The following is a 25,395-nucleotide window of genomic DNA, read 5'->3' on the forward strand; positions in this document are numbered from 1 at the left end:
GTGGCGGCGGTGGCGGTGGCGGCGGTGGCGGCGGTGGCGGCGGTGGCGGCGGTGGCGGCGGTGGCGGCGGTGGCGGTGGTGGCGGTGGTAGCTCCAGCGGTGGCTGCGGTTGCGGAGGCGGCAGTGCCGGCGCTAGCGGCGGTCACGGCGCAGGCTCCGGTGGAGGCTTCGGCGCAGGGGGTCCCGGTGGCGGCTTCGGTGCGGGCGGCCCGGGCGGAGGCTTCGGCGCAGGCGGTCCTGGCGGCGGCTTCGGTGGAGGGTTCGGCGGCGGTTTCGGCAAGGGCGGCGGTGGCTACGGCAGAGGCAGCGGTGGTGGCGGCGGTGGCAACGGAGGCGGTGGCGGCGGCGGACACTAGATCCGGCGCACGGTGCGCCCGCACTGTCAGTCACCCGAGGGAGTGCACAACGGGCAGCGCGGCATCAGCAGCGCGCCTGCGGCGGCGGTGATGTTCCGATCCCCCGGTCGGACGTCACCGCCCGGACCGCAAACGCATCGTGTGCAGGGTCGACCGTGTGCGACGGCTTCGACATACAGCCGGAACCAATCAGCATCGAGTGCCTCATACCGGTGTCACCGTTCGATATGAGGCCAACGATATGCAAGGACACGCCCCCCGCTTTGCCGCGCGCGCCACATCGACACTGTTGCTGGCTGCGCTAGCCAGCGCTGCATCGCTCACGCAGGCGCAAGCGCAAACCCCAGCCGCACCGGCAACCGCTCAAGCCGCACAAGCTGCACAATTGCGCGCCGCGCCACCGGTCGATCCGACCTTCTCCGCGCAATCGCTCGCGCGGCTCTGTCAGCAAAAAAACGATAACGTCGCGCAAGGCCAATGCATCGGCGCGGTCCGCGGCATCATTCACGGCTATCAATACGGCGTGTTGTTCCTCGCGCAGCGCGCGTCGCTGCCTGCGGGCGAAACCCAGCGCGTGTCGCTATGCCTGCGCGACATACCGGTCGCGTCGATCGTCGACGATTTCGTGCACGACGCGAGCCAGGTCGATGCCGCTTCGCTGAAGCAAACGCCGGCCGAAGTCGCGTTGCTCGGCTCGGTACACATGCATCACCCATGCACCTGAGCGTCAAACCATAGCCACGCAATCACGCGACAACAGCGCCGCGCACGCTCACAACATTTCAAGCGGCCGCTTGCTGCGCGGTGCGCGGAAATGCGCATCGATCTTCGCGTGATCGTCGGCGCCCAGTTGCAGATCGAGCGCGCGGCGATTGTCGCGCACGTGTTCGATATGGCCTGACTTCGGAATTGCGAGCACGTCCGGCTGCTGCAGTACCCACGCCAGCGCCACCTGAAACACCGACACCCCATGCGCCGCCGCAATCTCGTCAAGCGGCGAACGCCGAGGCAGACGCGCATGATCGACCGGGCTATACGCCATCGCCGGCATCTTGCACGCGCGTTGCCACGGCAGCAGATCGAACTCCGGTCCGCGCCGCGCGACGTTATACAGAACCTGGTTGGTCGCACATGCATCGCCATCCGGCACGTCGAACAGTTCCTCCATATCGTCGACGTCGAAGTTCGACACGCCCCAATGCCGGATCTTGCCCGCGCGGCGCAACGCTTCGAATGCCGCGACGGTTTCCTCGAGCGGCACCGAGCCGCGCCAGTGCAGCAGATACAGATCGAGCCGATCCGTCTTCAGGCGCTTGAGCGAGCGTTCGCACGCGTCCAGCACGCCGCGCCGGCTGGCGTTGTGCGGGTACACCTTGCTGACCAGAAACACTTCGTCGCGCAGGCCGGCCAGCGCCTCGCCCAATAGCGTCTCGGTCGCGCCCTCGCCGTACATCTCGGCGGTATCGATCAGCGTCATGCCGAGTTCGATGCCCGCGCGCAGCGCCGCAATTTCGGTGGCGCGCTGCGACGCGCGCTCGCCCATCTCCCACGTACCCTGCCCCAGCTTCGCTATGCGCTCGCCGTTGGGCAGCGCCACCGTGGCGATATCGGTTGTCATCGGCTTCTCCATGGACGTGTTGCGTTGCACGTATCGAGCGTCGAGTTTAGCGTCTGTGCAGCCGCAAGCGCACGAAGCCAGGCAAAAGCCTGCTATAACGCAGCGCGCCGATGTCATAGAATTGCCGCTCGCCCCTCTCGCGCACACTTCATGGACATAGCCTCGGAAGACCGCTGGCGCGACTTGCGCCCGGACCCGGAAAACGACACGCCGCTCTATCTGCAACTCGCCCGCAAGCTCGGCCACGCGATTCACGACAACCGCTGGAACGCTGGCGAAGCGCTGCCGTCCGAGCGCGTATTGTCGGATGCATTGGGCGTATCGCGCATCACCGCGCGCAAGGCGATCGCGTTGCTGGTCGAGCAGGGGCTGATTCGCCGCACCCAGGGCGCCGGCAGTTTCATCACGCCGCGCTACGAAGATCCGCTGTCGCGGCTGTCGAGCTTCAGCGAAATGCTGCGCCGGCGCGGATTTACGCCGAGTTCGAAATGGATAGCCCGTGAGATCGTGCCGGCCAATCGCGACGAAGTGATCCGCCTTGGGCTGTCGCCGGCGGCTGCCGTGACCCGCTTGCGGCGCCTGCGTCTAGCGGACGGCATCGTGATGGCGGTCGAAAACTCCACCTTCCCGGCTGCGGTGATTCCCGATCCACAGGCGATCGGCGATTCGCTTTACACGTTCCTCGACAACCGCGGCCTCGCGATCGTGCGCGCGCTGCAGCATTTCCGCGCGGTCAATGCGAGCCCGGAGATCGCGCAGCAGATGAGCATCGCACCGAACGAAGCGCTGCTGCTGATCACGCGGGTCGGGTACACGGCGGACCAGCGTGCGATCGAACTGACGGATACGTATTGCCGCAACGACTATTACGACTTCGTCGCTGAATTGCGGAAATAGGCGTGGCGTCGATGCCCCTCTTGCTGCGGCTTGTTGCTGCGGCCTGTTGCTGCGGCTTGTTGCGGCGGCCTGTTGCTGCGGCCTGTTGCTGCAGCGTGTTGCTGCAGCATTTCGCGGCGCCCTTCCACCGTCGGCCTTCGGCACTAATCTTCCCAACGCGCGGCGTCGGTGCCGATCGGCACCGGCGGCCGCGCGTAAAACGCCGGCGTGCGCGATAGCCGTTCCGCGGGCGCCGCGCCGAGCACGCGGCCGAACGGCGAGTCGACGCTGTGCAGACAATCCTGCACGTCGTCGAAACTCACATCGGGTACCCGCCAGCCGTCTTCGATTTGCCCAAGCGACTGCAGCCAGCGGCCCGTCTGCGCGAGCGACAGGCGCACGTGCCAGCTGCCGCCCTCCACTGCGCGCCGCGCCAGCGCGACCATTGCGCCGAACGCGGCAAGGTAGCCGGTGGCGTGATCGAGCGCCTGACACGGCAGATGCTTCGGCGCATCGGTGCCCGCCGCGCGGCTTTCGGTATGGGCGATGCCGCTCGCCGACTGCACCAGACTGTCGAAGCCGCGCCGCATCGCCCACGGCCCGGCGTGGCTATACGCACTGATCGACACGCAGACGATACCGGGCCGCAACTGCGCGAGCTGCTCTGGGCTGAAACCACGCGCGGCGAGCGCGCCGGGCCGGTACGCCTGCAGGAACACATCGGCGTCGCTCGCTAACGTACGCAGTTGGTCGCAACCGGACGCATCGCGCAGATCGAGCGTTGCCGAACGCTTGCCGCGGCTGTTGTCGATCACGAGCGGCGCGATGTTCGGCAGATGCGGACCGTTGATGAGCAACACCTGCGCGCCATGCGAAGCGAGCGCACGGCCCGCCACCGGACCGGCGATGATCCGCGACAGATCGAGCACGCGTACACCCGCGAGCGGCCGCGCGGCGTTCGCGGCGTTCGCGGCGTTCGCGGCATTTGCGGCATTTGCGGCATTTGCGGCACTTGCGGCACTTGCGGCATTCTCAGCACCCGCTGCACCGAAGGCGCTTGCGGTACGCCCGACATCACGACCAATCGGCTCTGCCGGCGCATCGCCGATCCGCTCGATTTCGAACAGCGGCAGATTCGCAATCGCCTTCGCCTGCTCGAGCGCCGCCCATTCGCGCGGCGAACGGATCAACGCCGCCGGCAGTCCCGCATCGGCGAGCGTCTGATCGAGCACAGCGCCATCCCACTCGCCGATGGCCGCGACGACCGCGTCGCGTTCATTCGCGCAGTCGAGAATTTTCAGCACGCCATCGAGGTGATGCGGAAAGTTCGTATGCAGTTGAATCCAGCGGTGATCGCGCGTCGCGAAGAATCCAAACAGCGGATTGCGCAGTTCCGGCGGCGGCCCGTCGTTCACGCGCAGATAGCGTTCGCTGCGAAATGCCGCGAGCGCGCGCCGCACGTCGACCTCGACCCGTTGCGTCAACCCGGTGCGCAACCGCATGCATTCGGCCGCCGCCAGACCGGTCGCGGCAATCGTCGCGGCGGCCAGCGTGCCGACCCGATAGACGGACGGCAGCGCAGGATCGCTACCGGTGATCGAAACGGCGTCGAGCGCCGCGGCATCGCAGCCGGCGGCGGTCCACAGATGATCGAGAGCGGCAAGTGGCGTCATGGTCGGAAGGTGCGAAGGCGGCAAGGTGGAAGGACGAAGTAAGCAACGACACGCGAACCGAATGGCCTTCAGTCTAGATTTCGCTCGCGCAACCATCAATATTGATTTATAAAATCAACATATATCGATTTCTGCTGTTTCCGCGAATTCCTATGCCGGCCACCCGTTTTTTATCCGCTGACGAAGCCGCTGAGGCGCTCGGCATCAGCGTACCGACGCTGTATGCGTACGTGAGCCGCGGCATGTTGAGCTCGGCACCCGACGTCGCATCGAAACGTCGGCTGTACGACGCCGACGAAGTGCGCCGCCTCGCGCGTCGCAAGGCCGACGGCAAGCGCGCCGGCAAGGTCGCGCAGAAGGTGCTGGACTGGGGCGTGCCGGTCCTCGAATCCGCGATCACGCTGATTGCCGACGGGCGCCTGTTCTACCGCGGCCACGATGCGATCGAACTGGCCCGCACCGCGACGCTCGAAGAAGTTGCCGCGCTGCTGTGGGAATGCAGCGAGCGGCGCATCGCCCAGGCGCCGGCGGCGCCGCTCGCCGCCGCGCAATGGTCCGCGTGGTTGAAATTGTGGGGCGACCACACACCGCTCGACCGCGCACTCGTGCTGCTGCCGGCCGCGGCCGCGCAGATGCCGCGCGTGTGGGCGCTCGGCCGCGACGCGCAACTCGACACCGCATGCACGCTGTTGCGGCTCGTCGCAGCAGCAATGATCTCGTCGGCGCCGTCGAACGAACCGCTGCATCGGCAACTGGCCACCGCATGGGGCGTACGCAGCCGTGTGCAGATCAATTTGCTACGTGCGGCGCTGGTCGCCTGCGCCGATCACGAGCTGAACGCGTCGACCTTCACGGTGCGCTGCATCACATCGACCGGCACGCATCTGTTCGGCGCGATCGCAGGCGGTCTCGCCGCGCTGGCAGGCCCGCGGCACGGCGGCGAGACCACACGCGTCGCCGCGTTGTTCGACGAAGCGGCGCGCGCCGACGACCTCGACCGTTTTCTCGCCACCCGGCTCGCACGGGACGAACACGCCACCGCACAGCCACAGCGTCCGCTGCTGTCCGGCTTCGGCCATCCGCTATACCCGGCGGGCGACCCGCGTGCGCGTCTGCTGCTGCAGATGCTCGCCGACAGCGCGCCGGCGCGTGCGCCGCTCGCGGCCGTGCAAAGTCTGGCGGCCGCGATGCGCGACACCACCGGCGCCGAGCCGACGCTCGACTACGCGCTAGCCGCGCTCGAGCGCGTGCTCGGCCTGCCGGCCGGCGCGGCATTCACGCTGTTTGCAGTAGGACGGGTGGCGGGCTGGATCGCCCATGCGATGGAACAGACAGCGGATGGCCGGCTGATCCGGCCGCGCGCGCGTTACATCGGCGCATATGAAGGGAATGGTTGAAGCGAGCGAGTTGAAGCGGACGACACGCACCGGCCGGCGCGCAGCCCGCTTTCACAGGGCTTTCAGACGATGCTCACGGCGCGTAGGCCGGCCGCACTCCACTCACGCTGCCAGCAACCAGCGCGGCAGCCAGCTCCAGGTACCCGCGCGCGATACGCGTTGCATCCCGGCTCCGCGCCCGCCAGCAGACGATACCGCGACCTGAGCGCCACCTCGTTCCGCGCTCAGCCATGCCACCGCATCGCGCGGCAAACAGAACGATTGGCCGCGCGCCAGCCAGTAGTCTTCGGGGTCGCCTTCGAGCGTCAGCCACACTTCGCCGGTCAGCACCTGCAGGATTAGCGGCTGCGCGACGCGCCATGCGGCGGCCGGCTCGCCGTGTCCGAGTTCGAATGTACGGATTTCGCGCATCGCAGTGCTCCTCTTCAGGTATTTCGGTACGTTCATTATTGCCGTACGATGCAAACAGTCACATGCACAGTACCGAACACTTTCGGCAGAACTGTGCAGTCAAAAAACCTGACACTTTGCACTTGCAGACGTCCGTACCGGTTGGAGGCCGCGCCATGAAACTCGATATCGAACTCGATCGCGACAGCGGTGTGCCGCTGACCGAGCAGATCGTCAGCGGCGTCCAGCAGTGGATCGGCTCGCGAATCGCGCACGCCGGCACCAAGCTGCCGTCGATCCGCCAGTTGGCCGCCGATCACCAGATCAGCCGCTTCCCGGTGATCGAAGCGTACGACCGGCTGGTGTCGCTCGGCTATCTCGATTCGCGGCACGGGTCGGGCTTTTACGTCGCCGAGCGGCATCGCACGGCACAGGAATCGCAGGGCACGTCGGACCCGCGGCGCGCAGAGGAAGAGTCGTTTCACATCCAGCAGCAGTTCAACTACCCGGGCGAAGCGCTGAAACTAGGCAGCGGTTTCATCCCGGAATCGTGGCGCGACATGGATAGCCTCGGCCAGGCGATCCGTTATGTGTCGCGCACCGATGCGGCGAGCCAGATCGACTATGCGACGCCGCTCGGCAACGCGACCTTGCGCGAGCATCTGCGCAGCCGCGTCGCGTTGCTTGGCCTCGAAGTGGACGCCACGCAGATCCTCGTCACGAATGGCGCAAGCCAGGCGCTCGACCTGTTGATGCGCTACATGCTGAAGGCCGGCGACACGATGTTCGTCGAGGATCCGGGCTACTACAACCTGTTCGGTCTGCTGAAGCTGCACGGCGTGAAGCTGGTCGGCATTCCGCGTACGCGCAACGGTCCCGATCTCGATGTGCTGCATGCGCAATTGCAGTTGCATCGGCCGAAGCTGTTCTTCATCAACACGGTGTTCCACAATCCCACCGGCACTACGGTGGCGCCGCATGTCGCGTTTCGTCTGCTGCAGCTCGCGCGCGAGCACGGCTTTACGATCCTCGAAGACGATATTTACGCGGATTTTCAGGCCGAACCAACCGACCGGCTCGCCACCCTCGATCAGCTCGAGCATGTGGTGTACATCGGCGGCCTGTCGAAGACGCTGTCGTCGTCGTTGCGGATCGGCTATGTGATCGCCAAACATCCGCTCATCAAGGATCTCGCCGACATCAAGATGCTGACCAGCATCGGCGGCTCGCGCTTTGCCGAAGCGGTGACGGTCGCGCTGCTCGAGCGCGGCATGTATCGCAAACATCTCGAACGCCTGCGCCGGCGCATGCGCGAGGCATTCGGCGCCGCCGTGCAGATCCTCGAAGATTCAGGCTGGCAGGTGTTCGAAAATCCGTTGGGCGGCAAGTTCGTATGGGCGCGCGTGCCGCATGTCGGCGATTCGCTTGCGCTGGTCGAATGCGGCGAGCCGCTGGGCGTTTCAGTCGTGCCAGGCAACTACTTCCGGCCGAACGGCGAAATGAGCCCGTGGACGCGCATCAACGCGGCATTCGCGACCGAACCGCGCGCGAAGGCGTTTTTCGAAGCGGCAAGCAAGCTGCCGGGGTAGATGCGTTGCGGCATCGATCGCGGCAATCGATGTGCCGCCGTTGCAATGCACTCCGCATCGCCGCCGATCAGGACCCGCTTTGCGACCTGTGCGTGACAAGCTCACGGTCACCGTACCCCTGCCCCGCCCTGGCGTTTTTGCTTAAAATGACGCCCGTCCGGCTCGCCCGGCCCCGCTGCCCCTCCCGCGCGCCATGCCCAATACAACGATTCGACCCGAGACACCCGCCAAGCCCTCCGACCGCGCATTGACGATCCTGCTATGGATCGTCGCGACCGGCTTCTTCATGCAGACGCTCGATTCGACGATCGTCAACACCGCGTTGCCCGCGATGGCGAAGAGCCTCGGCGAACTGCCGCTGCGCATGCAGTCGGTCGTGATCGCGTATTCGCTGACGATGGCGGTGATGATTCCGGTATCCGGCTGGCTCGCAGACAAGCTCGGCACGCGGCGCGTATTCATGGCCGCGACTGCGGTGTTCACCGTCGGCTCGCTGTTATGCGCGAACGCGCATACGCTGCAGCAGCTGGTGCTGTGGCGCATCCTGCAAGGGGTCGGCGGCGCGATGCTGCTGCCGGTCGGGCGCCTCGCGGTGTTGCGCGTGTTTCCCGCCGAGCGCTATCTGCCGGCGCTGTCGTTCGTCGCGATCCCAGGTCTGATCGGTCCGCTGATCGGGCCGACGCTCGGCGGCTGGCTGGTCAAGATCGCATCGTGGCACTGGATCTTTCTGATCAACCTGCCGGTCGGCATCATCGGTTGCATCGCGACGGGGATCTTCATGCCCGATTCGCGCAACCCGGACACCGCGAAATTCGATCTGAAAGGCTACCTGCTGCTGATCGTCGCGATGATCGCGATTTCGATGGCGCTCGACGGCCGCGGCGAATTCGGCTTCGAGCACGCAACGGTACTGGTGCTGCTGATCCTGAGCCTCGGCTTTTTCGTCGCCTACGGACTGCACGCGGTGCGCGATCCGCAACCGATCTTCTCGCTCGATCTGTTCAAGATCCATACGTTCAGCGTCGGCATTCTCGGCAATCTGTTTGCGCGCATCGGCGCCGGCTCGATGCCGTACCTGCTGCCACTGCTGCTGCAGATCAGCCTTGGCTACAGCGCGTTCGAAGCCGGCCTGATGATGCTGCCGGTGGCGGCGGCCGGCATGACGTCGAAGCGGCTCGTCACGCAACTGATCTTCAAATACGGTTATCGGCGCGTGCTGGTGACGAACACGGTGCTGGTGGGTCTCGCGATGGCGAGTTTCGGCCTGACGTCCGCGCACCAGCCACTGTGGCTGCGGCTCGTGCAGCTGGCATTTTTCGGCGGCGTCAATTCAATGCAGTTCACCGCGATGAACACGTTGACGCTGAAAGACCTCGGCACCGGCGGCGCGAGTAGCGGCAATAGTCTGTTCTCGCTGGTACAGATGCTGGCGATGAGCCTCGGCGTGACGGTGGCCGGTGCGATGCTGACTACCTTCACCGGCCTGATGCCGCGCGTGACGGAAGCCAACTCGCTGCCGGCCTTTCACGCGACCTTCGTGTGCGTAGGCATCATCACGGCCGGCACGTCGTGGATCTTCGCGCAGCTCGCACCCGATATCCGCCAGCCGTCGAAGAAAACCGATCCGTCGGAACGCACCTGAAGGTGCGTCCAGCGAAGCGCAGCGCGGCGAGCGGCCACGCCATCTGCGCAGGCACGCGAACCGCGACGGGGCGTGCCACGCACCATCGATGTGCGTGCCGTCGCGCCGCGCCGACACGCGGCGTGGCGCGTGGACCGCAGGACCCGCATCGCAACGCAACGCGCGTCGGATTGCCCGTGCGCATGTTTCTTGCTGAATGATCCTGTAAACTGGGGCTGTTAACGTGACTCTGCAATGAAAACCGCGGTAAACACACGGTGAAAATCGCGCAAAAACGCGGCGAAAAGTACGGCAAGAAAAATGCAGCAAAACCGCAGCAAACCATTCGGCAAAAGAACCCGGCAGCAAACTGCGCGCACCACGCGTCCCCAATCATGATTGACACGATGAGCATGGTCGAACTCGATCCTCCGGGCTTTCAGCCGCCGCGCCCCATCGCGGGAGAGGAAGGCTCCCGACGCACCGTCCGTTACGGCGACTACACCGTTTTCAGCGTGTTTCAACCGGTCTTTTCGGTATCGCACCGGCGCGCGATCGGCTATCACGCGTCGCTACGCGTGCATGACGAAACCGCTGCGCACGTGCCGTCGCACGTCGTGTTCTCGCATGCGGCACGGCGCGGCGACCTGCTGGAACTCGGGCGGCTCGCCGAATCGCTGCATCTGGGCAACTTCAATGCGTTCGACAGTCACGACGAATGGCTTTTCCTGAGCCTGCATCCGGCCGCGCTGATGGACACGAGCTACGGCGACGCGCTGCTGGCGAGCCTGAAGACCCTGGGCCTGCCGCCGCAACGGGTGGTGCTCGAAGTCACCGAGCAGGCCGGCGGCGAAACCACGCGTTTTGCCGAAATCATCGATGCATTGCGCAAATCAGGCTTCCTGATCGCCCTCGACGGCTTCGGCGCCAAGCACTCGAATATCGACCGCGTGTGGACACTGCGTCCCGATATCGTGACACTCGATCGCGGCATTCTCGCGCAAGCCAGCGAGCATTCGCATATCGAGCGCGTGCTGCCGGGCATCGTGTCGCTGCTGCATGAATCGGGGCAACTGGTGCTGATGGGCAACCTCAGCACCGAACGCGACGCGCTGATCGCACTCGAATGCAACGTCGATTTCGTGCAAGGCGGCTTTTTCGCGTGCCCGAGCGTCGATCCGGTCAAGCCGCAGGCCACCGTCGGCCTGATGGACGGCCTGAGCGCGGCGCTGCGCCAGCGGGTCGCGGCCCGCGATCGCGCGCAGACCGAGCGCCTCGCACCGTTCGTCGCGGCACTCGAACAGGCGAGCGCGCAACTGGTTGCCGGCGCAACCATGGTGGACGCGTGCGAGCCGCTGCTCGCGCTGCGCGAAACCGCGCGCTGCTTTTTGCTCGATGCATCGGGCCGGCAGATCGGCGACAACGTGCTGCCGTCTGTGCGGGCGTCGCAACGCGCAAAGCGTTTCCGTCCGCTGCTGCACTCGGAAGGCGCAAGCTGGGAACGGCGCCCGTATTTCATCGAGGCGGTACGCATGCCCGGCCAGGTGCATGTGACGCCGCCATATCTGTCGATCAACGAGGCGCACCTGTGCGTGACCGCGTCGATTGCCGCGCAATCCGCACGCGGCATGCAGGTGCTGTGCGTCGACATCAACTGGGAAGTGGCGGCACATCGTAGCTAGGTGCGGCCGGCAAGGTGCGGCCGAATGGGGCCGATCGGCACGGAACGGGCACGCGCAGTGCGGCGCGTCCGTTTCACGCTGAGCGCACCGTAAGCTATTCATCGATCAGCCCACACCGCACTTTGGGTCTGGCGGGCTCATACGGCACATTCAGCCTTTTCACGACCCGCAAACCCCTCACCCACGCGAAACGCATCGCAGCCAATCTGCGCGTTTTTGTCGAAGCCGCTTGCGGTGCGCGGTCTGATCTAATACTTTCTCTGTTTCCGCCCGCCGCGCAGCACAGCGGGCCCGCATTTCACTGGAGAAATCATGGCGTCGTCTTCCGACACCGTCAGCATGGCGCTGTTCTGCGACTTCGAGAACGTCGCGCTCGGCGTGCGCGACGCGAAATACGAAAAATTCGATATCAAGCTCGTGCTCGAGCGGCTGCTGCTGAAAGGCAGCATTGTGGTCAAGAAAGCGTACTGCGACTGGGACCGCTACAAAGGCTTCAAGGCCGCGATGCACGAAGCGAACTTCGAGCTGATCGAAATCCCGCACGTACGGCAATCCGGCAAGAATTCGGCGGACATCCGCCTCGTGGTCGATGCACTCGACCTTTGCTATACGAAGTCGCACGTGAACACCTTCGTGATCATCAGCGGCGATTCCGATTTCTCGCCGCTGGTGTCCAAGCTGCGCGAAAACGCCAAGCAGGTGATCGGCGTCGGCGTGCAGCGCTCGACGTCGGACTTGCTCACCGCAAACTGCGACGAATTCATTTTCTACGACGACCTCGTACGCGAAAACCAGCGCGCCGCCGCGAAACGCGAAGCGGCACGCGCGCCGCAGCCGGCGCAAAACGCGGCTAAACGCGCGCCCGACGGCGACAAGCAGCGCAAGGAAGATCTCGATACACGCAAGACCAAGGCGATCGAATTCGCCGTGCAGACCTTCGATGCGCTCGCCACCGAACGCGGCGACAGCGGCAAGATCTGGGCGTCGGTGCTGAAGAACGCGATCAAGCGCCGCAAGCCGGACTTCAACGAAACCTATTACGGCTTCCGCGCGTTCGGCAATCTGCTGGAAGAAGCGCAGGCGCGCGGCCTGCTCGAAGTCGGACGCGACGAGAAGTCAGGCACCTACGTGTATCGCAACGCCGCGGCCGCTGCGGCCGGCGAGAGCGCCGCAGAGCCGATCGCAAGTGTCGCGCAGCGCTTGCCGGCGGGTATGGCGAACGAAGAATCGCTCGAAGAAGCACAAAGCTTCTCGTGGATCGGCGAAGAAGCGTCGACGCAAGCCGCACCGGCCGCGCTTCACACCAGCGGCGATGAATCGGCCGAAGCGACGCTTGAACCGCGCGATGAGCTGGCCGACAACGCCGAGACCGGCCGCAAGAAACAACGTACGGCACGCAAACCGGCGGCAAAGAAAGCGCGCAAGAGCAAAAAGGCCGCGGGCGACGATAAAGCGGACAGCCCGCGCGCCGGCGAACAACTGCCGCTCGATGCCGCGTTTCAGGAAGTGCCTGCTGCGATTGAGACGGAAACCGCGCCAGCGGTTGAAACCGCCGGCAAGCCCGCCCGCAAATCGTCGTCGCGTGGACGGCGTTCGCGCAGCAAGGCTGCGGCAAGCTCCGACGCGGGTTGACGCAAGCGCGCTACCAGCGCCCGCACGGCGCAGGCTTTACGCCCGCGCCAGCCGCCCGCCTGCGTGCGCGGCGGCCGGCAAATCGACCACCAGATGCACACCCGGCCCTTCGTTGTCGCACACGGCAATCGTGCCGCCGTGGCTTTCGATGATGGTCCGGCAAATCGATAGCCCCATGCCCATGCCGTCGTGTTTCGTCGTGAAGAACGGCGCGAACATCCGGTCGCGATCTCCTGCCGAAATACCGATGCCGACGTCGCGCACGATCACCCGCACGCCGCCTCGACTGTTGACGCCCGAACTCACCGACAACTGCCGCTGCCGGTCGTAGACTTCGTTCATCGACTGGCTGCCGTTCGTCATCAGGTTGATCAGCACCTGCTGCAGCTGCACGGCGCGCACTTCGACCAGCGGCAGCGCCGCGCCCAGATCGAGCTTCAGCACCACGCGGTTGCGCGTCAGTTGCGGCTGCGCGAGCAGCGCGGTCTCCTGGATGATGTGATTGACGTCCTCGAGCTGGCGTGCGGATTCGTCCTTGCGCGCGAGCGCGTGCAGCTGTCGCACGACGTCGGTCGCGCGGGTGGCATCCTTGATCATCCGCCCGATGGCGAGCCCGGCTTCGTCGAGATTCGGCTCCGCACGATTGAGCCAGCGCAGCGCCGCCGCGCCGTTCGCGGCAATCGCCGCGAGCGGCTGGCTGACCTCATGCGCGATCGTCGCGGTCAGTTCGCCGAGCGTGGCGACGCGCGTGGCATGCATCAGATTGTCGTGTGCGTCCTGCAGCGCATCTTCCGCACGTTTGCGGTCTTCGATATCGAGAATCGCGCCATACCATCGGCTCACTCGCCCGGCCGCATCGTGCACCGGATTGGCCACCGACATCACCCACCGGTAGCCGCGCTCTTCAGTGCCGATACGCCCTTCGATCGAGCCTTCGACGCCATGCTGCAGCAGATGCAGCCATTTCCAGATGAAGCCCTCGCGATCGTGCGGATGCACGGCGATCTTCCAGCCCCAGCCGTGCGCGCGCTCGAGCGGCAGACCGGTGACGTGTACCCAGCGATCGTTGACGTAGTCGACATAGCCGTCGGCCCGCGCGCTCCACACCATCACCGGCACGTGGCTCCACGGAAACTGCAACTCGCGCGCGGCGGCATCCGCAGTTTCTTCGCAGGCCGCGCCGCTGCACAGCATGATCGCGGTAGCGGCAAAGCCCTCTGGCGCACCGTCATGCGCGACGTGCGCACCGATACTCAGCAGGAACACGTGATACCGGCCTTGCGCATCGAGAATGCGCACCTGGCCGCGCCGCTGCTGTGCGCGTGCGCAATAGGCCTGCATGTCGCTGAGATCGTCGGGATGCAGCACACGCTGCCAGCCGAAGCCCAGCAGTTCCGCCAAAGGGCGACCGGTCAGATCGGTCCACGCGCCGTTCAGGAAATCGGCGGCGCCGTCGCGCGTGCCGTTCCAGACAAGTGCGGGAAGCGAATCGGGCACCTTGGACGCATCGAGTTCTGGGGTCATCACTCAAGCCACGATAGATAGGGGAGCGCAGCGGCAGCCACTTGTTGAAAACTGGTTGTGAACGCAACGGGAAGCTCGATGGCCTGCGCACCGGAACCGGGCAGCGGCGTGACTGCTGCAGGGTTTGACAACCGGCTGACGTGTTCAGGAATGCCGTGCACGCTAGCGCGCGAGAGCTGCATCGACGAAGACGATGTGGCTCTCGCGCTTTCAAAACACCTGGTTGCCGCCCGCCTTCGCAAGCGTTGCTCGACACCCGGCGACAGCCATACCACCGTGTCACCCTGTGAGCCTTCGAGATTGAGCGCATGCGGCCTCTTCAGACGCTGCACACCTGCAAACCCGCCGCGTTATGCCGCGATCGAGTGTACTGACATATGTTTACAACGGCAAGCATCGCGGTCCACACCGTTCGCTTGCGAGCACAACGAATCGGGCTTCGCTGCGAAGGTTACGCAGGAATATGACGCCCGTGCGACGGGGAGGCCTCCTGATTGTCGAGCGCCACGATGCGATCCCGCCTTTTCGAAACGCGAGCTGCGGCAATCGCTGCAAATACGCACTGCCGCAGAGTTGTTGCGCAGTCCGTTTCGATTCAAGACAGCGACGCCGACATACACACAAACGATCGCGTGGGCACCAGGTTGCCAGCTACCTCGTCAGAGACACCTCGCCGACATCGATGGCCTGCTTCATTGAGGTATCGGATGCTGGCCATTGTCTGGTACGCGTACCTTTCCAATAGCTGTCGAACGCAAGCTGCTTGCGATCGAATCGCGCCGGCATAAAAAAAGCCCTCGCATCGGAGGGCTTCTTTTCGCAAATCCTGCTGCGGTGCCAGGCCGGCATCGTGCGGGCACATGCACCGCATTTCGCTGCGCGCGTATTACGCGAAGTTCTTTGCTGCGAAATCCCAGTTCACGATGTTCCAATATGCTTCGACGAACTTCGGACGCGCATTGCGGTAGTCGATGTAATAAGCGTGTTCCCACACGTCGATCGTGAGGAGCGCCTTCGCGTCCGTCGTCAGCGGCGTGGCGGCGTTGCTGGTCGAGACGAGGTCGAGCGAGCCGTCGGCCTTCTTCACGAGCCATGCCCAGCCCGAACCGAACGTGCCGATTGCGGTCTTGGCGAACTCTTCCTTGAACTTGTCGAAAGAACCCCACTTCTTGTTGATCGCTTCAGCCAGCGCGCCGGTCGGTGCGCCGCCGCCTTGCGGCTTCAGCGAGTTCCAGAAGAACGTGTGATTCCAGATTTGTGCCGAGTTGTTGAACACGCCACCCGACGATTTCTTGACGATCTCTTCAAGCGACAGGCTTTCGTATTCGGTGCCCTTGATCAGATTGTTCAGGTTAGTCACATAGGTCTGGTGGTGCTTGCCGTAATGAAACTCGAGCGTCTCTTCCGACATGTGCGGAGCGAGTGCGTTTTTCGCGTACGGCAGCGGCGGGAGCTGATGTTCCATGGTGCTTTCCTTCTATCTGTTTATGGGGAGTTCTGCGGATAAAGCTTGTTGGAGCAATGGATTGTAGGCGACTTGAGATAACCCCGCAAACGCACGGTCTTTAGCAAAGCACCGAACAATTGCGCGGCAAATCTTGTAATCGCGACGGTATTGCGTAGTAAAACCTCCAGGGCCGATTGCCGGGTCCATGCATGTTGCAGGCAAGGGCCGGCGCGTGCCGCGTTTCATCGTGCTGTCAAAACTACCCGCGCTCAAAAGCCTTCGGTAAGACGCGGCTGCACGTCGGCCAGTGCGATGTCCGCGGAGCCTTCGGCGAGGTGAACGGTCAGGCGGCGCCCGGGTTTCAACGCCGCAGGCGCGCGCAATGCGCGGCCATTCTGCGCATCGATCAGCGCCGCATAGCCGCGCTCGAAAGTGCGCTGCGGACTCAGCACTTCAAGACGTGAAGCAAGCGCCGTGACACGCACCACACGTTTGTCATGTTGATGCGTGAAAGCGCGTGCGAGCCGTTCATCGAGGCGACTCACCGCGGCGCGCTGCTGGGCGACATCGGGGCGCCAGCGCTGCCAGCGCATCTGCAGCAGCGCAAAGCGCGCTTTAGCGTCGCGCACCGGCCGTGCGCCGGCCGACGCGAGCCGCACGCTCAACTGCTGCAAATGCGTGCGTTGCCGCGCGAGACGCTCCGCTGGAGACACCAGCCGGCGCGCCAGCCAGTCGAGTTGCTGCGCGCGCCGCTCCATCATGCGGCCGAAGCCGCGCGCGAGCGTGGCGTGCCGATGGTCGAGATCGCGCAGCAACAGCACGCGCTGCGGGCTGACGAGTTCGGCGGCGCCGGTCGGCGTGGGCGCACGTACGTCGGCAGCGAAATCGGCGATCGTGAAGTCGGTTTCATGACCGACCCCGCTGACCACCGGCACGGCGCTCTCCGCGATCGCGCGGGCCAGCACTTCCTCGTTGAAGGCCCACAAGTCTTCGATCGAACCGCCGCCGCGGCACACGATCAGCACGTCGACTTCGCGTCGGCGGCTGGCGGTGTCGACCATCGCCGCCAGCTTCGCGCTGACGCCGGCGCCCTGCACCGGCGCCGGATACACGATCAAAGGAATGTGCGGCGCGCGGCGCGCGAGCGTGGTCAACACATCGCGAAACGCGGCTGCCTGCAGCGACGTGACGATGCCGATCGCGCGCGGATGCGTGGGCAGCGGCCGCTTGCGTTCGGCGGCGAACAAGCCTTCGGCTTCGAGCTTGGCCTTCAGCTTGAGGAAAGCTTCATACAAACGACCCTGGCCGGTGCGGCGCACCGCTTCGACATTCAGTTGCAATTCGCCGCGCGGCTCGTACATCGTGACGAGCGCACGCACCTCGATGCGGTCGCCTTCGCGCGGCGTGAATTCCGCGTGTTGCGCGCGGCCGCGGAACATCACACAGCGCATCTGCGCCTGCGCGTCCTTGATCGAGAAGTACCAGTGGCCGCTCGCGGCGCGCGTGAAGTTGGACACCTCACCGGACACCCACACCAGCGGAAACGAACGTTCGAGCATCGTGCCGATCGCGCGGTTCAGCGCCGACACCGGCACGACCGCATCGCCACCGGTGGGTAAGGAAGAAGAGAAAGAACTGTCGGAATTCATGCGGCGAGAGGTCGGATGGCGTTTTTCGATGAGGTGTTGCATCAGGTCGGACAGACAATAGACCGAGCGGCCAGCGGCGTCCAGCCTGCGCGCTTCGGGTTAGTCAGGTTGTTAAAAGTGTCCACATGCCGGGATGTAGGCTGGCCCTCCCCGAAAACCCCTTGGAAAGCCCATTGATTACGAAGTAACCAATTGATTTTTATTGATTTTTTATCAGTTAAACGAATTCCTATACCGGCTACACGCTTAGGCGGCGGCGCTTTTGAACGCATGCGGGGCGAGTTCTCCACAAAGTTATCCACAGACCGGACACGATGCCCTCACGCTGCATGGCGCGGCCCATGCGAGCGATCGCGACTTGCGGCTGCACGGCTTCGCGCGCTAGAGTGCCGGGTCGCGGCGACCACCTGCCTGTCTGTTTTGCACGGCCGTGTCGCACATGCCGCGCTTGCAGCCACCGTTCTGCTTCAATCCGATCGACCGCTCCCGGAGGCCTTTGCCGATGTCCGTGCCGTTCCCCGTGTTGCCCTCGCACTGCTTGCTCGCGGGGCATGCACGCCGCACCGGCGGCCACGCCTTCATTCGATGAGTGAACTGAAATCCAGTCTCGGGGCCCGAATCGAGGCCTACATCGCGCGCGAATGGCAACGGCGCGGCCCGTTCGCATGGGCACTGACGCCGCTTGCGTGCGTATTCGGCGCAATCGCGGCCGCACGGCGCGCCGCGTTTGCGGCCGGCTGGCTGAAGACCGTCGAGGTCGGCGTGCCGGTGATCGTGGTCGGCAACGTGACGGTCGGCGGCACCGGCAAGACGCCGACGGTGATTGCGCTGGTCGAAGCGCTGCGTAGTGCCGGCTTCACGCCGGGCGTGGTATCGCGCGGCTATGGCGCGACCGTGCGCGGCCCGACGCCGGTTACGCCGGCCTCGAGCGCCGCCGCGGCCGGCGACGAGCCGCTGCTGATCGCACGCCGCACCAACGTGCCAGTGTGGGTCTGCCCGGACCGCGTCGCGGCAGCGCAGGCACTGCGCGCCGCGCATCGCGAAGTCGACGTGATCGTCAGCGACGATGGCCTGCAACACTATCGCCTCGCGCGCAAGGTCGAGCTGGTGGTGTTCGATCATCGTCTCGGCGGCAACGGCTTTTTGCTGCCGGCGGGCCCGCTGCGCGAGCCGCTGTCGCGGCGCCGCGATGCGACGTTGATCAACAGCCCCTATGAACGCACGCTGCCGCCGTGGCCCAACACCTACGCGCTGCACCTGACGCCCGGCGACGCCTGGCATCTGGACCGCCCGCATCTGCGTCGACCGCTGGCCCAGTTCGCCGGCACGCGCGTGCTCGCGGCCGCCGGCATCGGCGCGCCCGAACGCTTCTTCGCGACCCTGCGTGCCGCCGGTATCACCCCGAACACGCGCGCGCTGCCCGATCACTATGCGTACGCGAGCAGCCCGTTCGCCGACGTCGAAGCCGATGCGATCCTGATCACCGAAAAGGATGCGGTAAAATTGGCGTCCTGGCATGATGCGCGCATCTGGGTAGTCCCGGTCGAAGCCGCGCTCGATCATCGCCTCATCGAATCTGTTGTGGAGAAAGTCCGTGGACGCCCGCCTGCTTGAAATCCTCGTTTGCCCGATCTGCAAGGGCCCGCTCAGCTACGACCGTTCCGCGCAGGAGCTCATCTGCAACGTCGACAAGCTTGCTTATCCGATTCGCGACGGCATTCCGGTGATGCTCGTCGACGAGGCACGGCAAACCGTCGAGGGCACGCCAGTCGACCTGAATCCGGGTTCGGTGGCGTGATGCATGTGGCGGGTGCCAAGGTGCCCGCCGTAGCGTGCCAGCGTGTTGCCTGTGTCTTTTGGCGCCACATGCTTGAGCGCCGCATGCGTCGTTGAATTTGCCGGTGCATTCTGTGTTGCCTCTTGCCGTATTTGCACCTTGTTTGCGCGTTGTTTGCGCGTTGCTGCGTTCCATTTGCGCCGTACTCACCGGCTGTGCCCGGACCTGAAACGCCGGGTGTAGCCGCTCCGATGCCTTAACCTTCGCACCCTTCGCACGGTCGCCGCCGCCTGGCGGGTCCGCTTGCGATGGCTCCATCGCCTGTCTCTCCGATGAACCAGACTGCTGCCATCCCGCCCTTCATCGCCGTCGTTCCCGCCCGCCTCGCTTCGACCCGTCTGCCCAACAAGCCGCTCGCCGACCTCGGCGGCAAGCCGATGGTCGTGCGCGTCGCCGAGCAGGCGCGCGCGGCCGGCGCGCAGCAGGTGCTGATCGCCACCGATGCGCAGGCGGTGCTCGACGCCGCCCGCAGCCACGGCATCGACGCGCTGCTGACGCGCGCCGATCACCCGTCCGGCACCGACCGGCTGGCCGAAGTGGCCGTGCAACTCGGCCTGAGCGACGACACGATCGTCGTCAACGTGCAGGGCGACGAACCGCTGATCGACCCGGCGCTGGTGCGCGGCGTAGCGTCGCACCTCGCGGCCAACCCGGACTGCGCGATCGCAACCGCCGCGCATCCGATCACCGACCCCGCCGAAGTGTTCAATCCGAACGTGGTGAAGGTCGTGCTCGATGCGCGCAGCGTCGCGCTGTACTTCTCGCGCGCGCCGATTCCGTGGGCCCGCGACGCGTGGCAGCCGCACTGGCCCAACGTCGCCGCCATGCCCGCGCCGGCCACCACCGTGTACCGGCACATCGGCCTGTATGCGTATCGCGCGAAGTTCCTGCGCAGCTATCCGTCGCTGGCGCTGTCGCCGCTCGAGCAGGTCGAAGCGCTCGAACAGTTGCGCGCGATGTGGCATGGCGAACGCATCGCCGTGCTGGTCACGCACGATGCGCCGTTGCCGGGCGTCGACACGCCGGCCGATCTGGCGCGTGTACAGGCTCTTTTCAGGGCGTCGGCGTAAAAACCCATGGCATAATCGGGCGATTACGCGAACCATGCAGCGCAAGGGTTCGCGGGGTTTCGCTCCGCTGGTGGGCAAGCTGCTGGACGAGGTGATCGACCTCACCTGGTGGCCCATGTTGCAGCGCTGTCGTTCAGCTTACCGGCACGACCGGCTGTACGACACATGCTCTGCCAGAACGGCCAGGCGAACCTCACGACGAACCTGCGATCCCCTGCGTGAAGTGCGCGAACCGCGCCCGCGCCGAACAGAATTTACATAGAGATCTGGAGATATCACAATGCGTTTGATCCTGTTGGGGGCCCCCGGAGCGGGTAAGGGCACCCAGGCAAACTTCATCAAGGACAAGTTCGGCATTCCGCAGATTTCGACCGGCGATATGCTGCGCGCCGCGGTCAAGGCGGGCACGCCGCTCGGCATCGAAGCGAAGCGTTATATGGATGCCGGTGAACTGGTCACGGATGAACTGATCATCAACCTCGTCAAGGAACGCCTGCGCGAGCCGGACTGCGCGAACGGTTATCTGTTCGATGGCTTTCCGCGCACGCTGCCGCAAGCCGAAGCAATGAAGCAGGCCGGCGTCGCGATCGACTACGTGCTCGAGATCGACGTGCCGTTCGACGAGATCATCGTGCGCATGAGCGGACGTCGCGTGCATGCGGCTTCGGGCCGCACGTATCACGTGAAGTTCAATCCGCCGAAAACCGATGGCGTCGACGACGTGACCGGCGAGCCGCTGATCCAGCGCGACGACGACAAGGAAGAGACGGTGCGCAAGCGCCTCGATGTGTATGTCGCGCAGACCAAACCGCTGATCGAGTACTACAACGGCTGGGCGAAGAACGGCGATGCGTCTACGTCGCTGAAGGCGCCGCAATATCGGCGCATTTCGGGCCTCGGCACGGTCGACGAAATTCGCGCGCGTACGTTCGAAGCGCTGAAGTGATGCGCTAAAGCCTGCTGCGGCAAGCACGATGAAAACCGCCTTTACAGGCGGTTTTTTTATTCACGCGCTCGCCGACGTTCGATTATCAGCGATCCGAAGCATGTTGCCTTGCGTTGCATGAAGCCTCTTGCCGTCACTTTCGCGCCGGCAACCCAGCCGCTACAATCGGCAGACATCCGCTTTAGCGCGTCGATGTTTGCCGAATTTCAGCCAGGAGAACACATGGATATCCGCGACAACGCATTTCTGATCACCGGCGGCGCGTCGGGCCTCGGCGCCGCCACCGCGCGTCTCGTCGCCGAACACGGCGGCAAGGTCGTGCTCGCCGATCTGAATGAAGCCGCGGGCAATGCGCTCGCCAAAGAGCTGGGTGGCGTGTTCGTCAAATGCGATGTGACGCGCGAAGACGATGCGATACAAGCCGTCGCCGCGGCGGGCCAGCTTGGCCCGCTGCGCGGACTCGTCAACTGTGCGGGCGTCGCACCGGCGATGAAAACCGTCGGCAAGGATGGCCCGCATTCGCTCGATATGTTCAGCAAAACCGTCGCGATCAATCTGATCGGCACGTTCAATCTGGCGCGCCTCGCCGCGGCCGCGATGGCGAAGCTCGAGCCGAACGCAGCCGGCGAACGCGGCGTGATCGTCAACACGGCATCCGTCGCGGCCTTCGACGGGCAAATGGGCCAGGCCGCTTATGCGGCTTCGAAGGCCGGTGTCGCCGGCATGACGCTGCCGCTCGCGCGCGACCTCGCGCGCAACGGCATCCGCGTGATGACGATCGCGCCCGGCATCTTCGAAACGCCGATGCTGCTCGGTATGCCGCAGGAGGTGCAGGACGCCCTCGGCGCGATGGTGCCGTTTCCGCCGCGACTGGGCAAACCGGCCGAGTACGCGATGCTCGTCAAGCAGATCTTCGACAATACGATGCTGAACGGCGAAGTGATCCGCCTCGATGGCGCGATCCGGATGCAGCCGAAGTAGATTGGTGGCGGCGCGTTACTGGCCATCATTCAAAGCCGCCAGCCATGGTTGAAGGCTGAAGGCTGGCGGCTCAACACTGCAGCCTGAACGGGAACCGCGTGCGCCGCGCGGGTCGCGCAATGGCTAGCGGTTTCGTGTGATGGATTCAGATGGCGGTTTCGCGCAGCAGATTCATGGCAGCGCCACACTCGCGCCCGCCCCGCCACACGGCAGTCAATCGCGGTCGTTGTGCTGCGTGCGCTGCCGGATCTCCTGCAGTTGCGATTCGACCACCGTCGCATCGTCCGCATCGGGCCGGTCGCCGAGGTAGCGCTCGAGATCTTCGAGCGCCGGCCGCAGGTAATCGAGCCGCGCATACGCGAAGCCGCGATCGCGCACCTCTTCGATACTGTCCGGCAACAGGATCACAAGCCGCTGCTGCACCGCCAGCAGCCGCTGCCAGCGCTCGGTTTGCAGATACGTGGATTTGAGGTTGCGCAGCATGCGCGCGACGATCTCGCGCCGCGTGGCCGGCTGCAACAGCATGCGCAGCGCGCGGCCGACCGAATCGCCGGCCTTCGCGACATACGGCTCCAGCATGTCGACCATCTCCGCCTCGGACAGCGAATGCCCGCTGGTCGGATCGAGCATCACGTCGCCTTCCGGCGTCGATACGCGCAGCAGGAAATGCCCGGGAAACGACACGCCGCGCACCGGAATGTCGAACTGGCTGGCGATCTCCAGATACAGCACCGCCAGCGATATCGGAATGCCGCGCCGACGCTTCAGCACGACGTTCAGGTGACTATTGTCCGGGTCGTAGTAATCGTTGACGTTGGCCGCAAAGCCCAGTTCGCGAAAGAAGAACCGGTTCAATACTGTGACCTTCTGCTTGACGTCCGCATCTTCGGGCATGCGGCGCTTCAGGCGCAGCACCAGCTCGTCGATTTCCGCGAGCGTGCCTTGCAGGTCGAGATCGGGGTAAGCATCCTGTGCGAGCGACAGCGCCGCTTCGGTGAGCGGGAGGCTATCGTCTTCGACGACAAGCGCGCTGAAATATTCGAGAACCCGCGTCATCGTGATCACTTCACTCGCCTTTTGAAATACGCGTATTTGAAGCCCATCAGCCACAGCATACCGAAATATAGCGCGGCAAACAGAACGAGGCACGCGCCGAGCAGCACGATGCGTATCAGCGGCCGGTCGTGCATGCCGATCCAGTCGAAGCTCGTCGCGAGCCAGTGCATCATGCCGGCCAGCACGAGGCATGCGCCGAGCAGCTGAACAAAAAATACCGACCAGCCCGACGACGGCCGATAGATACCGCGGCGCCGCAAGCCGAAGAACAGCAGCAGCGCGTTCATGCAAGCGCCGAGCCCGACCGACAAGGTCAGCCCCGCGTGCGAGAAAATCGGCACGAACAGATAGTTGCACAGCTGCGTGAAAATCAGCACACCGATGCCGATCTTCACCGGCGTCTTGATGTCCTGTTTCGCATAGAAGCCGGGCGCGAGGATCTTGATCAGGATCAGGCCGACCAGACCGACGCCGTAAGCCGCGAGCGCACGCCCGACCATCACGACCGAATGGCCGTCGAATTTGCCGTAGTGAAACAGCGTGGCGGTCAAAGGTTCGGCGAAGAAAAACAGCGCGATCGCGCTGGGCGCCGCCAGCAGGAAGGTCACGCGCAGGCCCCAGTCGAGCAGCGCCGAATATTCGAGCGGGTCGGCGTCGACGTGCGCTTTTGAAAGACTCGGTAGCAGGATCGTACCGAGCGCGACGCCGAGCAGCGCGGTCGGAAACTCCATCAGCCGGTCCGCGTAGTTGATCCACGAAACCGCGCCCGGCCCGATGCGCGACGCAATATTCGTATTGATGATCAGACTGATCTGCGCAACCGACACCGCGAACATCGCCGGCACCATCTTCGCGAGCACGCGCTTGACGCCGCGATGCGCGAGCGCGCGCAGCGGACGCAGACCGATGCGCGGCAGCATGTCGATTTTCTTCAGCACCGGCATCTGCACGATGAACTGCAGGATGCCGCCGACGATCACCGCCCACGCCAGCGCATAAACGGGCGTATGCAGATGCGGCGCGACGAACACCGCAGCCCCGATGAACGCGACGTTCAGCAGCACCGGCGCGAAGGCCGGCATCGAGAAATGCTTGTACGTGTTCAGCACGCTCGACGCGAGCGAAGTCAGCGAGATGAACACGATGTACGGGAACATGATCCGCGTCATCGTGACGGCGAGCGGGAACGCGTCGCCGTCGGTGCGCAAACCCGAAGCGACCGCCAGCACCACCCACGATGCACCCAGCACGCCCAGCAGCGACACGACCGCGAGCACCCACGCAAGCACTGTGGAGGTCGCGTCGACCAGCGCCTTGGTCGCGTCGTGTCCTTGCTGGTTCTTGAACTCGGCAAGGATCGGCACGAAGGCCTGCGAAAACGCGCCTTCCGCGGAAATGCGGCGCAGCAGGTTCGGGATCCGGAAGGCGACGTAGAACGCGTCGGTGTATTGGCTGGCGCCGAACGCTCGGGCGATCAGCGTCTCGCGTGCCAGCCCGGTCACGCGCGACAGCAGCGTGAAACCGCTGACTGTCAGCAGGGCTCGGAATAGATTCATGGGGCGCTTATTATACGGGTGCGTCCAGGGCAGAAGATCGGTCAAAAATGCGATTCGGACCTGTCCGCGCGCCGGACGTTCGATTTCAGCGCGAATTTGTGCCGTTCGGCGTGGGTTTGCGGCGTACTCCGGGCCGGGTTGGCGGAATTGCCGATGGCAGGCAGGCGGGACAAGGCGCCCAAGCGCCGGGGGCTGTGCGCGACTGCGGCTCACGCCTCGTGCAGGCTTTTGATTGGCACGTGCCTGATTTTGTTGCTATAATCGCCGGTTTCGAAGCTCGGCTAGTCATTATATGGCTACTGGACGCTCTTCTTTTCCACCCAGAAGACTCTCCAGCAGGTCCGGGTTCGCGTAGTTGTCGTCGTCAGATTTGATACAGCGCCTGCGGGCAATCGCTTCCGCAGGTCGAATCTAAAAGCAGCGCCGGGTCCCCGTGCACGATTGCATGCACAAAGCCACCCGGCACTGGAAACAGGAACAGGATAAGGAACCAAC

Annotated in this window: 21 protein-coding genes; 13 read left to right on the top strand and 8 right to left on the bottom strand. The window is 64.7% G+C overall.

The window, feature by feature from the left end; genetic code table 11:
* A partial coding sequence (locus ACYVNQ_RS22770; RefSeq protein WP_460904992.1) for a hypothetical protein occupies positions 1–356 on the top strand: 356 nt, incomplete at its 5' end.
* Between the two features lie 241 nt (positions 357–597).
* Positions 598–1,080 (top strand): hypothetical protein, encoded by a 483-nt coding sequence (locus tag ACYVNQ_RS22775; RefSeq protein ID WP_460904993.1) that lies wholly within the window; start codon positions 598–600, stop codon positions 1,078–1,080.
* A gap of 48 nt (positions 1,081–1,128) precedes the next feature.
* On the opposite strand, the gene ACYVNQ_RS22780 is transcribed toward ACYVNQ_RS22775, so the two are convergent.
* A complete protein-coding gene (locus ACYVNQ_RS22780) occupies positions 1,129–1,974 on the bottom strand; it encodes an aldo/keto reductase (RefSeq protein ID WP_460904994.1) in 846 nt (281 codons plus the stop codon).
* Between the two features lie 150 nt (positions 1,975–2,124).
* Here ACYVNQ_RS22780 and ACYVNQ_RS22785 point away from each other — a divergent pair, with 150 nt between their 5' ends.
* The gene (locus ACYVNQ_RS22785) at positions 2,125–2,871 is read left to right on the top strand and encodes a GntR family transcriptional regulator (protein ID WP_460904995.1); all 747 of its coding nucleotides are present in this window, start codon (positions 2,125–2,127) and stop codon (positions 2,869–2,871) included.
* A gap of 143 nt (positions 2,872–3,014) precedes the next feature.
* Here the strand turns inward: ACYVNQ_RS22785 and ACYVNQ_RS22790 are convergent, their stop codons facing one another.
* Entirely contained in the window at positions 3,015–4,523 is a 1,509-nt protein-coding gene (locus tag ACYVNQ_RS22790) for a CoA transferase (RefSeq protein ID WP_460904996.1), read from the bottom strand.
* Positions 4,524–4,675: 152 nt separating this feature from the next.
* Between ACYVNQ_RS22790 and ACYVNQ_RS22795 the strand changes: the two genes are divergently transcribed.
* Positions 4,676–5,920 (top strand): citrate/2-methylcitrate synthase, encoded by a 1,245-nt coding sequence (locus ACYVNQ_RS22795; protein ID WP_460904997.1) that lies wholly within the window; start codon positions 4,676–4,678, stop codon positions 5,918–5,920.
* A gap of 102 nt (positions 5,921–6,022) precedes the next feature.
* Here ACYVNQ_RS22795 and ACYVNQ_RS22800 read toward each other — a convergent pair whose 3' ends face one another.
* A complete protein-coding gene (locus ACYVNQ_RS22800; protein ID WP_460904998.1) occupies positions 6,023–6,331 on the bottom strand; it encodes a DUF2917 domain-containing protein in 309 nt (102 codons plus the stop codon).
* Positions 6,332–6,486: 155 nt separating this feature from the next.
* Between ACYVNQ_RS22800 and ACYVNQ_RS22805 the strand changes: the two genes are divergently transcribed.
* The 4 genes from ACYVNQ_RS22805 to ACYVNQ_RS22820 all read left to right on the top strand — a co-directional run bounded on the left by ACYVNQ_RS22805 (position 6,487) and on the right by ACYVNQ_RS22820 (position 12,834).
* Complete coding sequence (locus ACYVNQ_RS22805) at positions 6,487–7,899, top strand: aminotransferase-like domain-containing protein (protein WP_460904999.1); 1,413 nt, start codon at positions 6,487–6,489, stop codon at positions 7,897–7,899.
* A gap of 193 nt (positions 7,900–8,092) precedes the next feature.
* A complete protein-coding gene (gene mdtD, locus ACYVNQ_RS22810) occupies positions 8,093–9,541 on the top strand; it encodes a multidrug transporter subunit MdtD (protein WP_460905000.1) in 1,449 nt (482 codons plus the stop codon).
* Between the two features lie 386 nt (positions 9,542–9,927).
* Positions 9,928–11,202, top strand: coding sequence for an EAL domain-containing protein (locus tag ACYVNQ_RS22815; protein ID WP_460906048.1), 1,275 nt, complete (start codon positions 9,928–9,930; stop codon positions 11,200–11,202).
* Positions 11,203–11,514: 312 nt separating this feature from the next.
* Positions 11,515–12,834, top strand: a complete 1,320-nt coding sequence (locus tag ACYVNQ_RS22820) for an NYN domain-containing protein (protein WP_460905001.1) — start codon at positions 11,515–11,517, stop codon at positions 12,832–12,834.
* 36 nt (positions 12,835–12,870) lie between these two features.
* Here the strand turns inward: ACYVNQ_RS22820 and ACYVNQ_RS22825 are convergent, their stop codons facing one another.
* The 3 genes from ACYVNQ_RS22825 to xseA form a co-directional block, all read right to left on the bottom strand.
* Positions 12,871–14,358, bottom strand: a complete 1,488-nt coding sequence (locus ACYVNQ_RS22825; RefSeq protein ID WP_460906050.1) for an ATP-binding protein — start codon at positions 14,356–14,358, stop codon at positions 12,871–12,873.
* Positions 14,359–15,244: 886 nt separating this feature from the next.
* The gene (locus ACYVNQ_RS22830) at positions 15,245–15,823 is read right to left on the bottom strand and encodes a superoxide dismutase (protein WP_460905002.1); all 579 of its coding nucleotides are present in this window, start codon (positions 15,821–15,823) and stop codon (positions 15,245–15,247) included.
* Positions 15,824–16,074: 251 nt separating this feature from the next.
* Positions 16,075–17,454, bottom strand: a complete 1,380-nt coding sequence (gene xseA / locus ACYVNQ_RS22835) for an exodeoxyribonuclease VII large subunit (protein ID WP_460905003.1) — start codon at positions 17,452–17,454, stop codon at positions 16,075–16,077.
* 585 nt (positions 17,455–18,039) lie between these two features.
* Between xseA and lpxK the strand changes: the two genes are divergently transcribed.
* The 5 genes from lpxK (at position 18,040) to ACYVNQ_RS22860 (ending at position 22,288) form a co-directional block, all read left to right on the top strand.
* On the top strand, positions 18,040–19,068 hold the full coding sequence (gene lpxK, locus ACYVNQ_RS22840; protein WP_460905004.1) for a tetraacyldisaccharide 4'-kinase: 1,029 nt from the start codon (positions 18,040–18,042) through the stop codon (positions 19,066–19,068).
* Positions 19,049–19,252: a Trm112 family protein gene (locus ACYVNQ_RS22845; protein WP_460905005.1), complete on the top strand. Its 204-nt coding sequence runs from the start codon at positions 19,049–19,051 to the stop codon at positions 19,250–19,252. Before lpxK ends, ACYVNQ_RS22845 begins: the two co-directional genes overlap by 20 nt.
* A 311-nt stretch (positions 19,253–19,563) precedes the next feature.
* The gene (kdsB, locus tag ACYVNQ_RS22850) at positions 19,564–20,361 is read left to right on the top strand and encodes a 3-deoxy-manno-octulosonate cytidylyltransferase (protein WP_460905006.1); all 798 of its coding nucleotides are present in this window, start codon (positions 19,564–19,566) and stop codon (positions 20,359–20,361) included.
* A gap of 280 nt (positions 20,362–20,641) precedes the next feature.
* The gene (gene adk / locus ACYVNQ_RS22855) at positions 20,642–21,307 is read left to right on the top strand and encodes an adenylate kinase (protein ID WP_460905007.1); all 666 of its coding nucleotides are present in this window, start codon (positions 20,642–20,644) and stop codon (positions 21,305–21,307) included.
* A gap of 222 nt (positions 21,308–21,529) precedes the next feature.
* On the top strand, positions 21,530–22,288 hold the full coding sequence (locus ACYVNQ_RS22860; RefSeq protein WP_460905008.1) for an SDR family NAD(P)-dependent oxidoreductase: 759 nt from the start codon (positions 21,530–21,532) through the stop codon (positions 22,286–22,288).
* 213 nt (positions 22,289–22,501) lie between these two features.
* Here the strand turns inward: ACYVNQ_RS22860 and ACYVNQ_RS22865 are convergent, their stop codons facing one another.
* Together ACYVNQ_RS22865 and murJ are read right to left on the bottom strand one after the other, a co-directional pair.
* Positions 22,502–23,344 (bottom strand): SirB1 family protein, encoded by an 843-nt coding sequence (locus tag ACYVNQ_RS22865; RefSeq protein WP_460906052.1) that lies wholly within the window; start codon positions 23,342–23,344, stop codon positions 22,502–22,504.
* Positions 23,345–23,349: 5 nt separating this feature from the next.
* Positions 23,350–24,900, bottom strand: coding sequence for a murein biosynthesis integral membrane protein MurJ (gene murJ, locus ACYVNQ_RS22870; protein ID WP_460905009.1), 1,551 nt, complete (start codon positions 24,898–24,900; stop codon positions 23,350–23,352).
* Positions 24,901–25,395: the final 495 nt, after the last annotated feature.

This window comes from Paraburkholderia jirisanensis, from assembly GCF_054782355.1.